The 14,605-nt window shown below is 57.7% G+C and carries 17 protein-coding genes; 5 read left to right on the forward strand and 12 right to left on the reverse strand.

The genetic code is table 11. The features are described 5' to 3' along the window. The coding region (hisD, locus tag P8O11_RS00005) for a histidinol dehydrogenase (RefSeq protein ID WP_300290328.1) at positions 1 to 868 on the reverse strand (868 nt) is incomplete at its 3' end. Positions 869 to 1,104: 236 nt separating this feature from the next. On the opposite strand from hisD, the gene P8O11_RS00010 reads away from it, so the two are divergent. Both P8O11_RS00010 and P8O11_RS00015 read left to right on the forward strand, forming a co-directional pair. After that, the gene (locus P8O11_RS00010) at positions 1,105 to 1,419 is read left to right on the forward strand and encodes a helix-turn-helix transcriptional regulator (RefSeq protein WP_300290330.1); all 315 of its coding nucleotides are present in this window, start codon (positions 1,105 to 1,107) and stop codon (positions 1,417 to 1,419) included. Positions 1,420 to 1,473: 54 nt separating this feature from the next. After that, the gene (locus tag P8O11_RS00015) at positions 1,474 to 2,526 is read left to right on the forward strand and encodes a permease (protein ID WP_300290332.1); all 1,053 of its coding nucleotides are present in this window, start codon (positions 1,474 to 1,476) and stop codon (positions 2,524 to 2,526) included. A 6-nt stretch (positions 2,527 to 2,532) separates the two neighbouring features. On the opposite strand, the gene P8O11_RS00020 is transcribed toward P8O11_RS00015, so the two are convergent. Genes P8O11_RS00020 through P8O11_RS00050 form a run of 7 tightly spaced genes read right to left on the reverse strand, consistent with a single transcriptional unit; the run spans position 2,533 to position 8,725 of the window. Next, a complete protein-coding gene (locus P8O11_RS00020; RefSeq protein ID WP_300290335.1) occupies positions 2,533 to 3,264 on the reverse strand; it encodes an SDR family oxidoreductase in 732 nt (243 codons plus the stop codon). Beyond that, positions 3,261 to 3,806: a DUF3833 domain-containing protein gene (locus P8O11_RS00025; RefSeq protein ID WP_300290337.1), complete on the reverse strand. Its 546-nt coding sequence runs from the start codon at positions 3,804 to 3,806 to the stop codon at positions 3,261 to 3,263. Before P8O11_RS00025 ends, P8O11_RS00020 begins: the two co-directional genes overlap by 4 nt. Continuing rightward, positions 3,803 to 5,032 (reverse strand): MFS transporter, encoded by a 1,230-nt coding sequence (locus P8O11_RS00030; protein WP_300290339.1) that lies wholly within the window; start codon positions 5,030 to 5,032, stop codon positions 3,803 to 3,805. Before P8O11_RS00030 ends, P8O11_RS00025 begins: the two co-directional genes overlap by 4 nt. 1 nt (position 5,033) lies before the next feature. Then, complete coding sequence (locus P8O11_RS00035) at positions 5,034 to 5,552, reverse strand: chalcone isomerase family protein (RefSeq protein ID WP_300290341.1); 519 nt, start codon at positions 5,550 to 5,552, stop codon at positions 5,034 to 5,036. Further along, positions 5,545 to 6,705, reverse strand: coding sequence for a cyclopropane-fatty-acyl-phospholipid synthase family protein (locus P8O11_RS00040; RefSeq protein WP_300290343.1), 1,161 nt, complete (start codon positions 6,703 to 6,705; stop codon positions 5,545 to 5,547). Before P8O11_RS00040 ends, P8O11_RS00035 begins: the two co-directional genes overlap by 8 nt. Next, a complete protein-coding gene (locus tag P8O11_RS00045) occupies positions 6,705 to 7,451 on the reverse strand; it encodes a DUF1365 domain-containing protein (RefSeq protein ID WP_300290345.1) in 747 nt (248 codons plus the stop codon). Before P8O11_RS00045 ends, P8O11_RS00040 begins: the two co-directional genes overlap by 1 nt. Then, positions 7,448 to 8,725: an NAD(P)/FAD-dependent oxidoreductase gene (locus P8O11_RS00050; protein ID WP_300290348.1), complete on the reverse strand. Its 1,278-nt coding sequence runs from the start codon at positions 8,723 to 8,725 to the stop codon at positions 7,448 to 7,450. Before P8O11_RS00050 ends, P8O11_RS00045 begins: the two co-directional genes overlap by 4 nt. 104 nt (positions 8,726 to 8,829) lie before the next feature. On the opposite strand from P8O11_RS00050, the gene P8O11_RS00055 reads away from it, so the two are divergent. Together P8O11_RS00055 and P8O11_RS00060 are read left to right on the forward strand one after the other, a co-directional pair. Continuing rightward, positions 8,830 to 9,483, forward strand: coding sequence for a sigma-70 family RNA polymerase sigma factor (locus P8O11_RS00055; protein ID WP_300290350.1), 654 nt, complete (start codon positions 8,830 to 8,832; stop codon positions 9,481 to 9,483). Then, positions 9,480 to 10,112 carry a ChrR family anti-sigma-E factor gene (locus tag P8O11_RS00060; RefSeq protein WP_300290352.1) on the forward strand — a complete coding sequence of 211 codons (633 nt, stop codon included), beginning with the start codon at positions 9,480 to 9,482 and terminating at the stop codon, positions 10,110 to 10,112. Before P8O11_RS00055 ends, P8O11_RS00060 begins: the two co-directional genes overlap by 4 nt. Before the next feature lie 91 nt (positions 10,113 to 10,203). On the opposite strand, the gene P8O11_RS00065 is transcribed toward P8O11_RS00060, so the two are convergent. From P8O11_RS00065 to P8O11_RS00080, 4 genes are read right to left on the reverse strand one after another with little or no spacing between them, the layout of a single operon-like run. Next, a complete protein-coding gene (locus tag P8O11_RS00065) occupies positions 10,204 to 11,031 on the reverse strand; it encodes a metal ABC transporter permease (RefSeq protein ID WP_300290354.1) in 828 nt (275 codons plus the stop codon). After that, positions 11,028 to 11,882, reverse strand: a complete 855-nt coding sequence (locus P8O11_RS00070) for a metal ABC transporter permease (RefSeq protein ID WP_300290356.1) — start codon at positions 11,880 to 11,882, stop codon at positions 11,028 to 11,030. Before P8O11_RS00070 ends, P8O11_RS00065 begins: the two co-directional genes overlap by 4 nt. Then, positions 11,879 to 12,727, reverse strand: a complete 849-nt coding sequence (locus tag P8O11_RS00075) for a manganese/iron ABC transporter ATP-binding protein (protein WP_300290358.1) — start codon at positions 12,725 to 12,727, stop codon at positions 11,879 to 11,881. Before P8O11_RS00075 ends, P8O11_RS00070 begins: the two co-directional genes overlap by 4 nt. Beyond that, positions 12,727 to 13,611: a metal ABC transporter substrate-binding protein gene (locus tag P8O11_RS00080; protein ID WP_300290360.1), complete on the reverse strand. Its 885-nt coding sequence runs from the start codon at positions 13,609 to 13,611 to the stop codon at positions 12,727 to 12,729. Before P8O11_RS00080 ends, P8O11_RS00075 begins: the two co-directional genes overlap by 1 nt. A gap of 126 nt (positions 13,612 to 13,737) precedes the next feature. On the opposite strand from P8O11_RS00080, the gene P8O11_RS00085 reads away from it, so the two are divergent. After that, the gene (locus P8O11_RS00085) at positions 13,738 to 14,406 is read left to right on the forward strand and encodes an SDR family NAD(P)-dependent oxidoreductase (protein WP_300290362.1); all 669 of its coding nucleotides are present in this window, start codon (positions 13,738 to 13,740) and stop codon (positions 14,404 to 14,406) included. Positions 14,407 to 14,605: the final 199 nt, after the last annotated feature.

The following is a 14,605-nucleotide window of genomic DNA, read 5'->3' on the forward strand; positions in this document are numbered from 1 at the left end:
TGTCGGCGGTGGGCAGGATCGTAAGTATGCGCTCGACTTCAGCCATGGTGGCGCGGGCGAGCTTCTCGGAGTTGGTCAGCAAGACACAGGGTGAGTTATAGCCATGCTCGGCTTGGCCCAAGAGATCTGTGGCGCAGAGTTCAGCGTCAGCGGCTGTTTCATCAGCGATGATCATCGTCTCGGTCGGGCCTGCGAAAAGGTCGATCCCGACGCGGCCAAAGAGCTGGCGCTTCGCCTCGGCTACATAGGCGTTGCCGGGGCCGACGAGAAGGTGAACAGGGTCAATTGTCTCGGTTCCCAGCGCCATAGCGCCGACAGCCTGAATGCCACCAAGCACGTAGATTTCATGGGCACCACCGATGTGCATTGCGGCGATCACGGCGGGGTTTGGCACGCCGTTGAAAGGCGGGGTACAGGCGATGATCCGCGGGACGCCCGCGACAGAGGCTGTGGCGACTGACATATGCGCGGAGGCGACCATGGGAAACTTGCCGCCCGGAACGTAGCAGCCGACAGACTGCACGGGGATATTTTTGTGACCGAGGATCACACCGGGGAGGGTTTCCACTTCGATATCAAGCATGGAGTCCCGCTGTGCTTGGGCGAAGTTGCGAACTTGGGCTTGAGCGAATTTAAGATCTGCCATTTCCCGCGGGGTGACTTGTGCGATGATCTCTTCAATCTCGGCGTCCGTGAGGCGGTATGTCTCGCGGTCATAGCCGTCAAACTTATTGGCCAGCTCGCGCACGGCCACATCACCGCGTGTCTCGATGTCTTTTAGAGTGGCCGCTACGGCGCCAGCGACCTGTGCATCTTCTTCGGCACGGTCTGCTGCGGGCTTGCCTGTTTTAAGATATGCAATGCTCATTTAGATATTCCTGTTCGCTCGTTTCACGCCACTTTGCATCGGCTCTTGCAAACAAGTCCAGCCGTTAAGCACTGGTTGGCATCGCCTGTGCCGTAGCGAAATTCAGACCAATTTCAAATTCTGTCGACTGCCGAAATCTCCAAGCCTCTGCGCAAGGCTGAGCGCAAAAGACAAGGCCGTTGATGATGTAGTAAGATTCATGTTTACAAAACTAGATATATAGTTATTTTGGTCGCATGATGACACAAGCCTCCACAGCGCTCGCCCTTGCCGCCCTCGGACATGACACCCGTTTGGGTATCTTCCGTTTGTTGGTTCGTGCGGGGCATGACGGAATGAACGTAGGCGACATTGGCCAGCATCTCGGCATGGCTCCCTCAACACTAGCCCACCACTTGGGCACGCTTGTTGAGGCAGGGCTGGTGACGCAAGAACGGCAAGGCCGTCTGATCCTCAACCGCGTGGATTATGACGTGATGAACCAGACACTCGCCTTTCTGACGGCGGAGTGCTGTGTTGGCGTGAAGCTCACGCAGGAAGATGCGGCATGAAACGCGCCTTTGTTTTTTTGGCCCAAGCGTAACGACTTTTCCAGGGATATAGATATGACTGACCACGCCCTCCCACCGCGCACTCCGATGGCCGCGTTTCTGCATATGATGTGGAGCAAGGAAAAGGTCTGGCTCTTTTCGGCCCTTTTGCTGGCCGTTTTGTTTGTACTTGTCCCCGCACAGGGCGCGACGAGCGCAGCCTTTGCAGCGCAGAACCTGCTCAATGTCGCCCCATTTCTCATCCTTTCGATCGGAATTGCTGCTTACGCTGGCGCGACTGGGGCCGACGGCCTGATCGCGCGCGCCTTCACGGGCTCACCCATGGTGATGATCCTGATCGCTGCGGCCGCTGGCGGGCTTTCGCCCTTCTGCTCTTGCGGGGTCATTCCCTTGATTGCGGCGCTGCTTGCTATGGGTGTTCCTTTGTCGGCGGTCATGGCCTTCTGGCTGGCCTCGCCTGTGATGGACCCGTCAATGTTTATGCTCACCACGGGGGTTCTCGGCTTTGAATTTGCTGTGGCCAAGACCATTACGGCGGTTGCCCTCGGAGTCTTTGGCGGCATCACTGTGCATCTGATTGCGAAGGCGGGCGGGCTTTCGGACCCGTTGCGCGAGGGTGTGGGCAATGGCGGCTGCGGGGCCTCTAAAGTGCGCACGGTGCAGCCTGTTGTTTGGCGTTTCTGGGCCGAAACCGCACGAGTGAGAAAATTCTGGCGCGAGGGGATCAAGACCACGCTCTTCCTTGCCAAATGGCTCACTCTGGCCTTCCTGCTTGAAAGCCTGATGCTGGCATGGCTGCCTGCTGATCTTGTGGCCTCGGCCTTGGGCGGAACAGGACTTGCCCCCATCGGGATCGCCACACTTGTGGGCGTGCCTGCTTATCTGAACGGCTATGCCGCACTCCCGCTTGTTGGCGGATTGATGGAGCAGGGCATGGCGCCTGGCGCGGGGCTTGCTTTCCTTGTTGCGGGGGGCGTGAGTTCGTTGCCTGCGGCTGTGGCCGTCTGGGCCTTGGTCAAGCGGCAGGTGTTTGTGCTCTATATAGCCTTGGCGCTGGTCGGGTCTTTTGCTAGCGGGCTTATGTTCCAGCTGTGGACCATAGTCTGAGCGACACTAAACCTTATTGAAAAGCTTTAGCCAAAGCGCGCGCGGCGTGAAACGTGCGCGCGAAAAGAGCCACCCGAAGGGCTTGGGGAAGGCCGTTTCAAAGCGTTTGCTTTTCATGGCTTTGATGACATGATCCGCCGCTTCTTCAGGCGTCATCAGTTGGGGCATGTTGAATTTGTTCTTCGCCGTGAGGCGGGTTTTGATGAAGCCAGGGTTGATGTTCTGGACCTTTACGCCTGTCTTGTGCAAATCCGCGTAGAGCGTTTCGCCCATATGCATGAGCGCTGCTTTTGAAGCGCCGTAGCCTAGGGACCCTGGCAAGCCACGGTAGCCCGCAAGCGAGCCTATCAGGACGATGTGGCCTGCGTCTTTGGCGACGAAGGCTGGTACGGTCTGGCCCAATACATGAAGCGCGCCCGTGAAGTTGACAGCGCACATCTGCTCGACGGCCTCTGAGTTCCAGCTTTGGGCTTTCATTGGGTCATAGTAGCCTGCGAGATAGATCACACCATCAAGCGGGCCAACAGACGCTGCGGCGGCAACAACGGAGGGCTTATCCGTTACATCAAGTGGCGCGATACAGGCGTTGGGTATTTTGGCCGCAAGAGCGGCGAGTTTGCCCTCGGAGCGGGCGGAGAGCACAAGGTGCGCGCCCTCTGCCGCGAGCTTCAGAGCCAAGGCTTCGCCAAGGCCTTCGCTCGCCCCAACGAGCCAGTATGTCTTGCCCGCAACGTTCATTTGACGGGACGCATGGTTGCGATCAGCTCGGCGACTTTAATGCCGAATTTGCGCATCTCTGAGCGGTTGAGAATATTGCCGTTTTCCATGAGGTAGAGCCAGTCTGTGACATCAAGCACGTGGCTGCCAGCCTCTTCTGGCAAGCGAATCTTGTACGTCATGCGTACGGCGTTGCCCATTTGCTGCCCCATGGCTTCGCCGATAATGTCACTGGCGGTGGCTGTGAAGTGGCCGTTTTCGCCCATGGTCAGAAACCATTTGCGAGACTGGGTGTTGCCTGTGTCATAGGTGAACTCTTCGGCAAGCGAGCCTGTGGTTCCCTCCCATTCCCCCGTGAACTCAGCGACAAAGCGCGAGGTAACGCGGCCTAGCGGACCATAGATTATTCCCTCGGAGACAAGTGGGCCGCTCAGGGCAACACGGATGTCAAAGGGGGGCGTATTGCTCGCGTAGTCCGCCAGCTTTTGGCTCTTGAACGAAAAACCAGGGCGGAAGGCAATGAGCGCCAATATGGCGATGACGAGGAGCATGACGATCTTCATGGTGTGTTTACCTCCTGAGGTAGGCGAGCGACGAGGATGATTGCCGCGATTTTGATGATGCAGGGAATGACCGCATAGGCAAGTGTGAGCGTTGTCAGTGCTTGCGGTGTATTGACGGCGTTTGGTGTGTAACCTGCCAGTTGAAGCGCGGGGAGTGCGAGGGCAGCGGCAAGGGCGAGAGAGAGTTTGCCTGCCAAAGACCAGAGGCCAAAGGCGGCTCCCGCAGACAGGCCTGCGCGGGCGAGGGCTGTCGAGAAGAGCACAGGCAAGATAACCATATCCGCGCCCAAGGCGGCACCCGAGGCGAGACAGATCAGCGCGAAGGCCAGCGCCGCGCCTTCGGGAAGCAGGGCTGCCCCCATAAAACTCACAATCGCCAGTGTCATCGCCAGTGGCAAGATACGGCGCGCACCATGGCGACGCACTAGCGCGCTCCAAAGCGGAACGCTGAGCGCAGCGGCGAGGAAGAAAAGCATCAACAGCGGGCCGGCGAGGGCGTCAAGGCCAAGCTTGTCCTGCACAAAAAAGAGAAAGAGTGTCGAGGTCAGCGCCACGGGCAGGCTGTTGATCAGTGCGATCCAGAGGAGCTGCACCCCGCCAACGCTTTTGAGGGCAGAAAGCTGCATGGGAGAAGTGGCGGGGCCCGTGATCTGCCAGAGGCGGCGGGTGAGCAGCCAGACCGCGCCCGCCATCGCCGCAAGGCCGAGGCCAAACGCAGGATAACCACCACCACCCGCGCCTGCGGCGACAAAAAGTGTGGGCGCAAGGGCCGCGAGGAGCACACCGACGAGGCTTCCGCCTTCACGATAAGCAGCGAGTTTGACAAGCCCAGCCTCTCCGCCTGCAAGCGCCGTCGACTGGCCGTAAAAGAGGATACTGCCGAGGCTATGGGCTGTGAAGAGCAGCGCGAGGCCGAGAATGAGCCAGAAGAGCTGGCCCGCAGCTGGTAGGAAAGTGAACACCAGCGCAAAACCAAGCCCGAGGCCAAGAAGCGCCAAGGCCGCAAAAAGCGCACGGGCGTCAGGAAAGCTGTCAACCATGCGGCCCAAGAGCGGGTCTTGTACAAAATCAAGCACGCGCAACCCGATCAGCAGGCCACCCAAGGCGCCGAGGCTCATGCCCAGCTCGCCGCTCGCGTAAGCGGGCAGATGGATATAAAGCGGCAGGCCTGCAGCCGCGAGCATCAGCGCAAACAGGCTGACTTGGGCGTTGGTTGTGCGGAACATATCAGAGGCCTTTGAGCTTGCGGGAGGCAGCAGAGGACCGGCTGTTCTCGGACAGCCAAATATTGAGGAAGCGCTTGCCAATGCTGGCTTGGGTAAGTTTGCAGGTCTTTGTGCCATTGAAAAAGAGATCAACCGAGGCCGCATTACGCGTGACAACTGTGAAGCGATCTCCGCGCGTCACGTCACGCAAGCAACGATTGAGATCAGCCAAAATTGCGGGGTGATCAGCGCGGTTGCCCTCGAGTCGCTTCAGCTCGTCTCGGGTCGCGTTGACCAGCTTCGCGCGCGGCAGTTTGCGTGCATAAGTCAGCTCGATTGCCATCGGATTTTGCCAGCTGAAGGCGGCTCCATCCGGCGTATAGAGTGAGGCATCATAAAGCTTCAAACCCAGCCATGTGAAAGGCACATCGGAAATGGCTCTCGGATTTTTCACTCCAGCAGAGTCGATATAAGATTTGGCCACGACAGGGCTGGCCAGCAAAGGGAAACAGAGCACTAGGAACAAAAACAGTTTACGCATGAGCAAGCTCCACTTGCACCACATCCGTTTGCTTGACACCGAAAGACGCGGCGCAGATCTGCAAATAGAACTGCCAGCTGCGCAGATGTTCATCAGTATAGCCGATCTGCTTGATGCGCTTCACATTGGCATCCATACGAGAGGACCAGTGACGCAAAGTTTGGGCATAGTCCTGACCAAAGGCAAAGCTGCCCTTGACTTGCAGCCCCGCGCGGCGGGCCTCATCGGCAATCACAGCATCAGACAAAAGCATTCCGCCCGGGAAGGTATATTGGCGGATGAAATCAGAGCTAGAGCGATAAATATCAAAATAGGCATCGGGCACTGTGATCGCCTGCACAACGGCGCGGCCATCGCGCACAAGTCGCGCCTTGAGCATCGCAAAATAGCTTGGCCAGTAGCGCTCACCCACAGCTTCGATCATCTCGATGGAAACGATATTGTCATAGGTGCCCGTGGTGTTGCGATAATCGCAAAACTCAATGGAGGCACGGCCATCAAGGCGCGCATCTGCATAGCCTTTTTGGGCCTTGGAAATCGTGATGCCCGTTACATTGCGTCCCTGATCAGCCGCGCGCTCGGCAAAGCTGCCCCAGCCGCAACCGACCTCCAGCACGCTTTCGCCGCCCCCTAGGCGCGAGAGAACACGGTCAAGCTTGCGGTCTTGAGCACGGGCGAGGTCTGTGTCGCCTTGCGTAAAGAGCGCAGAAGAATAGCTCATGCCTTCGTCCAGCCAGAGCTGATAGAACTCGTTGCCAGTGTCGTAATGCGAGCGAATATTGCGCGCGGCTCCTTTGACAGAATTGGCGCGCAGAAAGCGATCCACCGCACGGAACTTGAGCGTGTTCCACCGATTTGGATAGGCGTAGGGCTCAAGCGTGGCGAGATTGGAAATCGCCACACGGCCCAGCGCCTCAATAGATGGAGTGCGCCAGAGGCCAGCCACATAAGTTTCGCCGAGGCCAACATCACCGCGCGCTGCGATGGCTGTAACGGCGGACCAGTCATGAATAACCATCTCGGCACTGTCGCCCCCGCCGTTGCCAAAGCTATGACGGTGGCCCTCGGGTGTGACGATCTCTAGCGCGCCTTCATCTATCTGACCGCACGTGTCTAGAAAGTCATGAGCGACGCGGCGTGTGATAAAGCCCATTAGCTTACCTCCTCTTCGGGTGGCAAAGGACGGCGACGGAACGGCGCGCCTTTGATGTAAAGTTTTAAGGCCTGCCAGTGAATCAACACAAGCGCACGCAGAGGCCCAAACGGGCGGCGCAGAGCAGAGCCGAGAATGCGACGATTGGAGAGTGGTGCACGCGGGCCAAAGAGCGTGGCAATGAGCCCCTCTTCCCCATTTTCATGGGCGATACGAATTGAAATGCGCTCTGCGGTGATATCAAAATTGAACTGGTAGGTGCCTTGCACCTCCTGAAAGGGCGAGACGTGAAAGATCTTCTCGGCCATGATCCTGTCCTCACGGCGGATCGGAGCAAAGCCCGCGCGCTTGCAAAGATAGCTGTGGCGGTCGCCCATCGTATTGCTGACTTCTGCGATCACAGCGACCAGATCAGCGCCTTTGTAAGCAAGCCAGAAACTCACCGGGTTGAACACATAGCCCAGAAAGCTGGGCTGGGTGAGCAGGCGAATACGGCCCGAAGGAAGGCCCGCCGCGGCGAAGACGTCTTTCGCCCACGCCAGCCCCCTGCCCTTTTTGGGGGCGCCGCCATGGTTCTTGTCATTTACAGACGCAAGATTGAACGCGTTGCGCGAAAACAGCGCCAATTTGGAAGGCGCGTCAGGGTCAATCAGCACGTAATCGACGTTATAGCGGAAGGCGTTATGAACCTGACCGCGGCGCGCGTGGGTTGTCGCTCCTGCGATATGTTCGGGTCTGGCGGTCATACCTTAACGCGCTCTATTTCGCGTGCGACATTTACTGCGCTGGCGAAACCGTCTTCATGAAAGCCGTTGCGCAGCCATGCGCCAGCAAACCAAGTGTTGCGTGTGCCTTGCTTGGCCTTGATCTCTTGCTGGGCCTTCAAAGCCGGGCCGTCAAAGACAGGGTGGCGGAAGCTCTTCTGATCATAGATCAGCTCATCGCGCACAGGCGTGTACGGGTTGAGCGAGACAAAAAGCGGGTCCGTCTCAGGAATATTTTGCAAACGGTTCATCCAGTAGGTTACGCCGATAGAAGGCGCCTCGATGTTGCCATCTGCCTTATAAACCCAGCTTGACCAGCAAGCCTTTCGCTTGGGCATCTGGCCTGAGTCGCGGTGCAGGATCATCTGATTATCCTGATAGCCGACTGCCGAAAGAAGCCGCGTCTCGTCGGCGCTTGGATCAGCCAGAAGCGCGAGCGCCTCATCGGAGTGGCAAGCCATAATCACCTGATCGAATTGCTCTGTTCCGCCCTTGGCATTGATCGTGACGCCGTTTGGATCGCGCTTCACTGCCGTGATCGGCGTGGCGGTGCGCAGTTTGACGCCTGTGGCCCGCAAGTGGCGCTCAAGTCGGGTGACATACTGGATCGAACCGCCGGAAACCGTATACCACTGGTGTGGCTGTGTGGCGGTGAGCAGCGCGTGATTGGAGAAGAAGCGGACAAGCGACTTTGCGGGAAAAGCGCGGATGTCTTGCGTGGGGCTTGACCAGATCGCACCACAGATCGGCATGAGATAATAACGCTCAAACCATGCCCCGAGACCAAGCTCGCGGACCAGCTCGCCAATGGTCATGTCATCAGATGTGGCCGTGGCTTCGGCACGCGCATTGAAGCGCAGGATATCTCGGATCATCCTCATATACCCGGGGCGGAGCGCATTACGACGCTGGCCAAACACACTCTTGAGCGTTTGCAGGCCATATTCGACGCGGCCCTCATCAATCGTTGCCCCAAAGCTCATGTTTGATTTTTCAACGGGCACATCGAGATCATGAAACATCCGTGTAAGGTGCGGGTAGTTCACATAATTGAAAACGATAAACCCTGTATCAACGGGCTGATCGCCCTTGAGACCCGCAAGTTTGGTGCGGGCATGGCCACCGAGGCGCGGGGCAGCTTCATAGAGCGTAACGTCATGCTGGGGCGACAGCTTATAAGCCGCGCTCATGCCAGAAATACCGCCACCAACAATGGCAATGCGCTGGCGCTTCATAGGGGGGGCATCAAATGACATGAAAACTCCGATTAGATTTGAAATGGTTACGCCAAGATCAGCTCAATAGATCACTTTGCGCAAAAAAATATGATCCGCGTTCCAACTGCTCCCGTAACAGGTTTATGTTGAGTTTTGAAACAGAACCAGATGTTGCACCTGCCCCACCACTTGTTAGTGTTGCGGCTGTAAGAAACATTCATTCTTTTCAAGGCAAACCAAAGTTGAATCCTTATTCCGAAGAGACCCGTCTGATGCTGGCCGTCCGCGACAACCGCGACAAAAGAGCTTTTGGGAAGCTCTTTGATCACTTCGGCCCACGGCTGAAAGGTGTTGCGATGCGGTCTGGCCTCAGCTCTGGTCAGGCTGAAGACATGGTGCAAGACGTGATGCTGACACTGTGGCGTAAGGCACATTTGTTTGATCCGACGCGTGCCCAAGTCTCAAGCTGGCTCTATCAGATCGCGCGCAACCGCCAGATCGATATTTTGCGCAAAGAAAACCGTCCGATGCCTGAGGCTTTGAAAGCCGAAAGTGAAACAACAGAAGAAAACGCAGCGGACACGCTGGCACTGGATCAGGAAGTTAACGCACTTAAGCTAGCACTCGCCAAGCTTAAGCCAGCACAGCGCGAGATGGTCGAGAAGGCCTATCTCGGAGAGCTGTCGCACACAGACATAGAAGCCGAAACAGGCCTGCCACTGGGGACCATCAAATCGCGCATCAGGCTTGGCCTGGAAAAACTGCGCCACGAACTAGACGGAATACGCAAGTCATGACCATCAAACATCATATCCCCGATGCGCTGATGCTGGAGTACGCCAGCGGCCGTATGGACGAGCCTTTTGCGCTGGTTGTTGCAGCGCATGTCTCGCTCTGTGACGAATGCCGTGCGCGCCTCACGGCGCATGAAGTTGCCGGCGGTGCTATCATGGAAGCGCATGAAGGCTCCGAGCTGTCAGGCGGCCTGCGCGACAATGTCATGGCCATGCTGGATGACTCTGTTGAAGACACGCCTGTTTATGAGCGCTCGAGCATTTTTCCTGCGCCTGTCATGGAAGCCCTGAAGGGCCGCCCCCCCACGTGGAAGCCCTTGGGCCGTGGCGTGCGCCAGTCCATCCTCAGCCATGGCAAGTCAGGCTCTGTGCGCCTGCTCTATATTCCACCAGGTCTTGATATGCCCGATCACTCACATGGCGGGCTTGAGCTGACACTTGTGTTGCAGGGTGCCTTTAGCGATGAGGGCGGGCGCTTTGGCGTGGGTGATGTTGAAGTCGCTGATGACGATGTGGAGCACAAGCCTGTGGCGGCCAAAGGCGAGGCCTGTATTTGTCTTGCTGCCACAGATGCGGCATTGAAGTTCAATGCCTTTATCCCGAAGCTCTTTCAGCCAATCTTTCGCATCTAAAGCTTTTTCTTTCTAAAAATATCCCGGGGGGAGCTTGAGGGGGGCTGGCCCCCCTCAACGGGTCGGATTGTGCGAAGCACAATTCGAAGCCTCAATAAGCGGAACGTGACTTGTTCAGTGAAAGCTTGCGTAGAAACGCGGCAATAAACATCAGCGTCTGGATCAAGATAATCGTCGGCGCAGGCGCACTGTCGATGAAAAAGCTCGCGTAAACCCCCAGAAGAGACGAGCTCAAACAAACCAGAACCGACAGCCAGAGCATCGTCCGAAATTCGCGCACGAGCAAAAAGGCAATTGCCCCTGGCGCAATGAGAAGGCCAATCGCCAAGATCAGACCTACCGCCGAAAGCGTGGCGACGATTGTGGCCGAGAGCGCCGTCAAGAGGCCGTAGTGCAGCCACGTCACTGGCAGACCAGATGCCTGCGCTTGAGCGGGGTCAAAGGCGTGCAGCAGGAGGTCCTTCCATTTGATCAGAAGCGCAGCGGAGACAAGCGCGGCGATAATCGCTGTGGTCCAGAGCTCTTGCGCAGAAATCCCCAGCATGTTGCCAAAAAGAATGTGGTCAAGATGAGCGTTGGTCTCAACGCCGACATAAAGCACGATCCCGAGCCCGAACATCCCAGAGAAGACCACACCCATGACCGTATCCTGTTTTACGCGGCTGTTTTCGCTCAGATAGCCCGTGGCCAGCGCACAGACCATGCCCGCGAAGAACGCTCCCAAAATCAGCGGCGCACCGAGGATGTAAGCCAGCACAATGCCGGGCAAAACGGCGTGGCTGACTGCGTCCCCCATAAGTGCCCAGCCTTTGAGCACAAGAAAGCAGCTCAGCAACGCCGTCGGCACGGAGATCAGCGCGACGATGAGGAAGGCCGTCTGCATAAACGGGAACTGGAACGGGAGAAGCAGTTCGCTCATGCCACCTCCTCCAGAGCTTGTCGCGCCATGCGCCGCGCCGCGAGGCGCCCGTGTTTGGGCGCAAACACGAAGGCGAGGAGGAAGAGAGCAGTTTGGAGGCAGACGATGATGCCGCCTGTAGCCCCGTCAAGGAAGTAGCTGGCGTAAGCGCCAAGGAAGCTTGTGAGCGTTCCGATGGCGACAGATGTCAGAATGAGCCGCGGGAAGCGGTCACATAGAAGGTAGGCGGTCGCCCCTGGCGTCACGACCAGTGCGATCACAAGGAAAGCACCCACCGTTTGCATGGCCGCAACGACGGACGCGGACAGCAGCACGAAGAAGACAGCCTTCAAGCGCGCTGGGTGTAGCCCGATCGAGCGGGCGTGGCTTTCGTCAAAAAACGTCACCATCAGATCTTTCCATTTGGCCAGAAGTACCACGAGGGTGACCCCGCCAATCAAGGCCAGTTGCAGCGTGTCTTCGGGCGTGATGGCGAGAATATTGCCCATGGTGATGCTTTGCAGATCAATACTGACCGGCGACACGGAAACGATGAAGAGGCCGAGGCCGAAGAAGCTGGTAAAGATCAGACCGATGATCACGTCGGTCTTGAGGCCAGAGCGCTCTGTGAGAAAGAGCATGGCCGCCGCCGCCAGCCCTCCCGCAAGGAAAGCGCCCAGCGCAAAGGGCAGGCCGAGCATATAGGCCCCTGCCACACCTGGCACGACCGAGTGCGAAAGCGCATCGCCGATGAGTGACCAGCCTTTGAGCATGAGATAGGCCGAGAGAAATGCGCAGACCCCGCCAACGAGGGCCGAGACCCACATGGCGTTGAGCATATAGGAATAGCCGAAGGGCTCTAGCCAGCTCATTGGTCGCGATCCTGCCGTTGGGTCTGTTCGCCGTATTGCACGAAAGGGCGCTCGTCATCTGTCAGGATCGTTACGGCGCGCTCGTCGCTGTCTTCGTGGAGTGTATCACCGCCGATTGTGATATGACGGAGCACCCCTCCGAAGGCTTCTTCGAGGTTGTCGCGGGTAAAGACCTCATCGGTATGGCCATAGGCCAGCACTGTGCCTTTGACGAGCACTGTGCGGTCGCAAAACTCGGGCACAGAACCGAGGTTGTGCGTGGCAACCAGCATGACCCGACCTTCGTCGCGCAGCTCGCCCAACAGTGTGATGATCTGGTTTTCTGTGGTCACATCAACGCCTGTAAAGGGCTCATCCAGCAGGATCACCTGACCCTCTTGCGCCAAGGCACGCGCTAGAAACACACGCTTGCGCTGCCCCCCCGAAAGCTCGCCGATCTGACGCTTGCGGAAGTCTTGCATGCTGACGCGAGTGAGCGCCTGATCCACCGCGGCGTGGTCAGCGGCTTTGGGGTGACGCAGCATCCCCATGTGGCCGTAGCGGCCCATCATCACCACATCCTCAACCAGAACAGGAAAGGCCCAATCGACCTCCTCTGCTTGCGGGACATAGGCGACAAGGTTTTGCTTGAGCGCCTCGCGGATAGGCTTGCCCAAGAGGGTGATTTCGCCCCTTGAGATCGGCACAAAGCCCATAATCGCCTTGAAGAGTGTCGACTTGCCTGCGCCATTGACGCCCACAAGCGCTGTTACTGTCCCACGAGGGATATTGAAGCTGGCGTCGCGCAGAGCGGTATGGCCGTTGCGGTATGTGACTGTGACGCCTTTGGCGTGGATGCCATCCATCACTTGTCTCCCTTGAGGCCACGTGCGACCGTTTCTGTGGTGACACGCAAGAGGTCTAGGTAGGTCGGCACGGGGCCGTCCTCGGCGCTGAGACTGTCGACATAGAGCACGCCGCCGTAAGCCGCGCCTGTTTCGCGGGCGACTTGTTCGGCGGGCGACGTACTGACTGTGCTTTCACAAAAGACCGCAGGAACCTCGTGCTCGCGCACCCCGTCTATCACGCGGCGAACCTGTTGAGGCGTGCCCGTCTGGTCGGCATTCATGGGCCAGAGGTAAAGCTCTTGAAGGCCAAGGTCTCTCGCCAGATAGCTGAACGCGCCTTCGCAGGTCACAAGCCAGCGGTTTTCAGCAGGAATAGTCTCGATCTCGGCTTTGAGCGGCGCAAGCGTCTCGCGGATCTTGTTGGAATAGGCATTGGCATTGGCCTGATAGACGGCGGCATTGGCGGGGTCTGCCGTGCTTAGCGCACGTTCAATATTGGCGATATAAACAAGCGCGGTTTCGAGACCCATCCACGCGTGCGGATTGACCTTACCTTCATAGCTTCCAGAGCCAATCGAAATCGGCTCAATCCCTTCGGACAGCGTCGCAGACGGGACATCGCCGAGATTGTCGAGGAATTGTTCAAACCAGAGTTCCAGGTTGAGGCCATTCCATAGGATCAGATCGGCGTCAGAGGCGCGGACAATGTCGCGTGGCGTGGGCTGATAACCGTGAATTTCGGCACCTGGCTTTGTCACCGAGACAACATCAGCGGCCTCGCCAGCCACGTTTTGCGCCATGTCAGCGAGGACAGTGAAGGTTGTCACGACTTTGAGCTTGTCTTGGGCCGCGAGGCTTGTGGCCGTCAGAAACCCAAAACAGAGCAACAATGAACGGAGCATGAAAGAATACCTTTCTATGAGTCAGCTAACCGTAATTGCAAATCACTCGCAACTACAAGGGGGCAGATCAGAAATAGTCAGTGGCCGAGCGCTTGCAATAGGCGCATGAAGGGTTAGCTTGGCGAAATGACACAAAACGCTCTCATCATCGGTGCATCTGGCGGCATCGGCGCCGCTGTAGCGCAAGACCTAGAAACACGCGGCTGGCGGGTGACACGGCTCTCGCGCGCATGTGACGGCTTGGACATTGGCGATCAGGCCAATGTGGATGCGCATTTGGAAGCACAGAACGGTCCTTACGAGCTCGTCTTTATGGCGTCAGGCGTGCTTGCCGCCGAGGGCGGAGCGCCAGAAAAAGCACTGAGCCAGATCCAGCAGGAGAGCTTTGAGGAGGTCTTCAAGGTCAACACCTTTGGTGTGGCCTATGTCTTGCGCCACGTGCCGAAGCTTCTGCCGAAGAAGGGCCGCTCTGTTCTGGCTGTTTTGACAGCGCGGGTCGGCTCTATCGGCGATAATAATATTGGTGGCTGGCACGCCTACCGCGCCTCCAAGGCCGCTGCAAACCAGCTTCTGCGCGGCGCGGCTATCGAGCTGGGACGCAGCCACAAAGAAGCGATTGCTGTGGCGCTGCACCCCGGGACTGTGGCCACAGACTTTACCGCAAACTACGCTGCACGGCACAGTACAGTTTGCCCAGAGGCGGCCGCGAAAAACTTGGTGGACGTTATGCTGGGGCTAACTCCCGAAGACAGCGGGCAGTTCTTTGACTACGCTTATAAGCCGATTGAATGGTAAGTGAGGAATGGGCGACACCCTGCATCTAACGCATTTGAGCCAAGTTCTTTGGCGGATGTACACCCATTGTTGACGAGTTTGACAAAACAAGGTTAGCGCGATGTTAACGCGCCAAAAGAAAGAGAGAGAGCCATGTCTGTGCCAGCGCTGGACGCCAGCACCGTGATCGAACCGATCCGCCAGCTTTCTGATGCGGGTG

The organism is Lentibacter sp. (assembly GCF_029254145.1).
Lineage (GTDB): Bacteria > Pseudomonadota > Alphaproteobacteria > Rhodobacterales > Rhodobacteraceae > Lentibacter.